This is a genomic window from Candidatus Thermoplasmatota archaeon (genome assembly GCA_022848865.1).
Taxonomy (GTDB): Archaea; Thermoplasmatota; Thermoplasmata; order RBG-16-68-12; family JAGMCJ01; genus JAGMCJ01.
Map to the genome: position 1 here is coordinate 1 of JAJISE010000090.1, position 2,427 is coordinate 2,427.

3 protein-coding genes are annotated in these 2,427 nt (G+C 55.0%); all 3 read left to right on the forward strand.

Features of this window, described 5'->3' with window-relative positions; genetic code table 11:
* The coding region (locus LN415_09750; protein ID MCJ2557369.1) for an aminotransferase class IV at nt 1–559 on the forward strand (559 nt) is incomplete at its 5' end.
* Between the two features lie 212 nt (nt 560–771).
* Nucleotides 772–1,836, forward strand: coding sequence for a Coenzyme F420 hydrogenase/dehydrogenase, beta subunit C-terminal domain (locus tag LN415_09755; protein ID MCJ2557370.1), 1,065 nt, complete (start codon nt 772–774; stop codon nt 1,834–1,836).
* A gap of 34 nt (nt 1,837–1,870) precedes the next feature.
* The gene (locus LN415_09760) at nt 1,871–2,368 is read left to right on the forward strand and encodes a threonyl-tRNA synthetase editing domain-containing protein (protein ID MCJ2557371.1); all 498 of its coding nucleotides are present in this window, start codon (nt 1,871–1,873) and stop codon (nt 2,366–2,368) included.
* Nucleotides 2,369–2,427 lie beyond the last annotated feature (59 nt).

Consider the following 2,427-nt stretch of genomic DNA (forward strand, 5'->3'; position numbering starts at 1 on the left):
GAAGTTCGACACTCTCCTGGGGAAAGACAACCCCCGAGTCGGGGTGGAGAGGCGATACGTCGTAAGCAGCTGGAGGCGTATAGCGTCGGACGCCTTACCGACCCAAGTCAAATCCTGGGCGAACTACGCCAACTCAGCGCTGGCGACGCGGGAGGCGGCCAGACTTGGATACGACGGCGCAATATTCCTCGACAACAGGGGATTCGTCTCCGAGGGAACCGGGGCCTGCCTCATGACCGTGAGGAACGGCAAGGTGATCACGCCACCGGTCACCGCCTCGATCCTCGAGTCCGTAACAAGGGGCAGGCTCATCGAGTTCATCGAGGAGGACCTGGGCATCCCCGTCGAGGTCAGGGACTTTACTCGAGTCGAGCTCTACGCCGCTGACGAGGCGTTTCTATGCGGGACGGGATACGAGGTTACACCCCTCACGAGCGTGGACGACATTAATTTCGGGGATGAATATCCCGGACCGGTCACTAGAAAGATTGCGGAGCACTACTCCAAGATACTGGAAGGAAAAGTAGAGACAAGGAAAAGTTGGCTTACGCCGGTCTGACCGGAAAATATTGGATTCTTCCCTTTCCTCCCCCTATCCGGGGACACCATTTGGAGGTTCGACTAAGTTACATTGCTTTCTGAATCGCATCAAATCAAGTCCGTGAAAGTGATACAATTGAAGCCTGGGAGAATAAAACGGATCATAAGCCCTTTACGAAACGGCAAGGAGCACGTTTTTATATTGAAATCGTCAAACATCTCTGATCTCCTATGAGCGTAAGACCCAAGATGTTCGGCAACCTAGTGGCCGAGGTCATCAGGAAGAACACGTGCGTCACATGCGGGGGATGTGAGGCCGTGTGCCCCGTGAACACGGTCAAGATCGAAGACGGAACCCCGAAACTCGTAGGCCTCTGCATATCCTGCCAGCTGTGCTACTGGAACTGCCCTGTCGCATCGTTCGATGTCTCTGAGATGGAGGAGAAAGTATTCGGTAGGACCAGAACGGAGGACGAGGCCGCCATAGGAGTCCATAAGGCAATCTACGCGGTCAAGGCCAAGCCCGACGAGATACACGAGAAAGCACAGGACGGCGGAGCAGTCTCGGCTATTCTCACCCAATTCCTGTCAGGCGATGGCGACGGAGCAGTCGTGGCAGGCGTCGAGGAAGATAGACCATGGGCGGCCAAACCCATCGTGGTGACCTCGAAAGAGGGAATCCTGGAGGGAGCGGGAACAAAGTACACTAATAGCCCCTCACTCGTTGGCGTAGCCTCCGCGATCCAGGAATATGCACTGAGTAAAATTGCGCTGGTCGGGACGCCATGCCAGATGAAGGGCATCAGGAACATCGAGACTGATCCCTGGTCGGACGAGAGGATCAAAGACATTGTCGCCCTGAGGATCGGATTGTTCTGTATGGAGACCTTCGATTATCCCAGCTTCATAGAGTACCTTGAAGGAGAGGGGATCAGCGCCGCCAAGGTCGACAAGTTCGAGATCAAGAGCGGACGATTCATCGCCATCCAGGACGGGGAGGAGGTCCACAAAGTCAAACTTGCGGCAGTCAAAGGCCTCGTTAGGCAATGCTGCCATACATGCGGGGACTTTACAGCCGAGTTCGCGGACCTCTCGATAGGAAACGTCGGCTCATCAAATGGCTGGTCAACCGTAATCGTGAGGACAGATATCGGCGAGGAAGCACTCGAAGCGGCCAAGAAGGCGGGTCTCGTCGAAATCAAGCCCCTAGATGAGGGAAAGAGGGGCCTCGCTCTCGTGGAAAAGCTTGCCACTAAGAAGAGAAAGGACGCCGAGGAAGCTCACGTGGAGTCCTGAGACTCCTTCAACTTTATAGATCACTGATCCAAGCATGAGATTTTTCTTTTTCATCAATGGGAATGATGAGATTGGAAAAAGTCTAATACGGGCACAGCGGTCTTCAGTCTGGTTCGCGATGAGGGTTCTTCAACTACACTGCAAAAATTTCAGCTATCAGGTAAGGAAGGAGACTCCGGTGGCTGAGCAGCCCGCCAGCCCAAAGGAGGAGGAGCTGGAGGACGTCCTGGTTTGCTTCACTTGCTTCGAGAAAAGGGACGAGCAGAGGCTGGACGAGATCATCGAGCAGTTCGTGGAGAACGTGAAGGTCGACGTCTCACGGATCGGGTGCGAACGGGTCCTTCTCTACCCTTACGCTCATCTATCAAAGAGTCTGGGCTCCGCCCGGCTCGCAAAGGGGTTCTTAAGCAGACTCGCCGATAAGCTCGCAGAGGAGGGCCTTGAGACACACAGGTCTCCCTTCGGATGGTACAAAGCCTTCGACTTGAGCTGCATCGGGCACCCCCTCTCCGAGGCTTATAGGGAATATTGAGCTCGTCAGGAACTCGGCTCCCCTGCCCTCATTGGCTGGAAGAGGGGTTAAACGAGGGA

Excerpts from the sequence above, each read along its gene's own strand:
- LN415_09755 (MCJ2557370.1), top strand. The coding sequence starts at position 772 with ATGAGCGTAAGACCCAAGATGTTCGGCAACCTAGTGGCCGAGGTCATC.
- LN415_09760 (MCJ2557371.1), top strand. The coding sequence starts at position 1,871 with ATGAGATTTTTCTTTTTCATCAATGGGAATGATGAGATTGGAAAAAGT.